The following is a 1,201-nucleotide window of genomic DNA, read 5'->3' as shown; positions in this document are numbered from 1 at the left end:
ATCAGGAGTACGGCGAGCCCACGCCGCCGCAGCTCCTGCGCCAGACCGGCCCGGCCGGCTCGGTTCCCGCCGTTGCCCGGCGCGACCAGAACCGCCATCCGATAGTCGGTCGCTGCCGGCCCGGACGCCGCCGGTACGAACCACGCGCCCAACTCGAGCCCATCCTCGGTGTACAGCGTGACGTCACGTGCTCCCTCGATCACCTCACCGGCCGTCGGCACGCCCGACGCGTCCGGGAAGTAGATCAGCTCCCGCTGCAGCCACCACAACACCCCCACCACCACCCCGCCGATCAGCACAAAGACCACGAGCACCCGCAGCATCCGACCGCGGTGCAGCGCCTTTGTGGCCATCCCTCATGATGGCCACCGCGACCGGCCCCGGCGCAAGCTCAGCCCGTCATAACCGGCTCGATACGAGATGCGAGATCGTAGATGCGACGGTCCTCATCTTCCGCGATCCGCGAGTGCATCTGGGTTGCGTCATAACGCCGCAAGAGCAATATGCCGTCCCTGGCGACTTCTCAAGATCGGGTAGACCACAAGTCTCCGGCGAGAACATGTCGAGATCCCGGCCCCGGCTCCGTCCCAGCATCGAAGCGACCAGATCACCAGCGGAGGATAGATCACATGACACACGTACAACGTTTCGACCACATCGGCATCACCGTCGCGGACCTAGACTCGGTGACGACGTTCTTCGTCGGGCTGGGTCTCGAGGTCGAGGGCACCGGATCCGTGCAGGGCGAGTTCGTTGAGACCGTCTGCGGCATCCCGGGCGCGCACTGTGAGATCGCGATGCTGACGTCGCCCGCCGGTGGAACCCGGCTGGAGCTCGCGAGCTTCGTCACGCCCGACCACGTACCTGGATCGCCTGCGGCGATGGCCAACGAGCTGGGGCTGCGCAACGTGTCCTTCGAGGTCGGCGACCTCCAGGCGGCCATCGACGCTGTGGCTGCGGAAGGGTACGGGCTCGTCGGTGGTGTCGGCGAGTACGAGGGCAGTGTCCGTATGGCCTACGTCCGCGGGCCCGAGGGGATCATCGTGTCCCTGTTCGAGCAGATCGGCTGACGCGCGCCTCGTATGGGACCGCATCAGCCGCTCTTCCGTCGCAGCGGGGCTGCCACGTGCGATGCGGCCTTCCGGGCGACCCTGTAACGCTGGCTGACCCTGTCTCGTCTTAGAGCTTGTAATGAGCACGA

At 66.5% G+C, this 1,201-nt stretch carries 1 protein-coding gene and 1 pseudogene; one reads left to right on the top strand and one right to left on the bottom strand.

What is annotated here, in order from left to right; translation table 11 throughout:
* Window positions 1-323 (bottom strand): annotated as a pseudogene (locus tag ELR45_RS37545) (alpha/beta hydrolase); the annotation flags it as partial.
* Window positions 324-629: 306 nt separating this feature from the next.
* On the opposite strand from ELR45_RS37545, the gene ELR45_RS11610 reads away from it, so the two are divergent.
* The gene (locus ELR45_RS11610; protein ID WP_129666130.1) at window positions 630-1,070 is read left to right on the top strand and encodes a VOC family protein; all 441 of its coding nucleotides are present in this window, start codon (window positions 630-632) and stop codon (window positions 1,068-1,070) included.
* Window positions 1,071-1,201: the final 131 nt, after the last annotated feature.

Origin of the sequence: Phytoactinopolyspora endophytica, from assembly GCF_004138495.1 — a bacterium.
Taxonomy (GTDB): Bacteria; Actinomycetota; Actinomycetes; order Jiangellales; family Jiangellaceae; genus Phytoactinopolyspora; species Phytoactinopolyspora endophytica.
The sequence above is the reverse complement of the archived record's forward strand: the minus strand, read 5'-3'. Positions and strand labels throughout refer to the sequence as shown.

What these genes read in the sequence shown, in the direction of transcription:
- ELR45_RS11610 (WP_129666130.1), top strand. Translation starts at nt 630, where the DNA reads ATGACACACGTACAACGTTTCGACCACATCGGCATCACCGTCGCGGAC.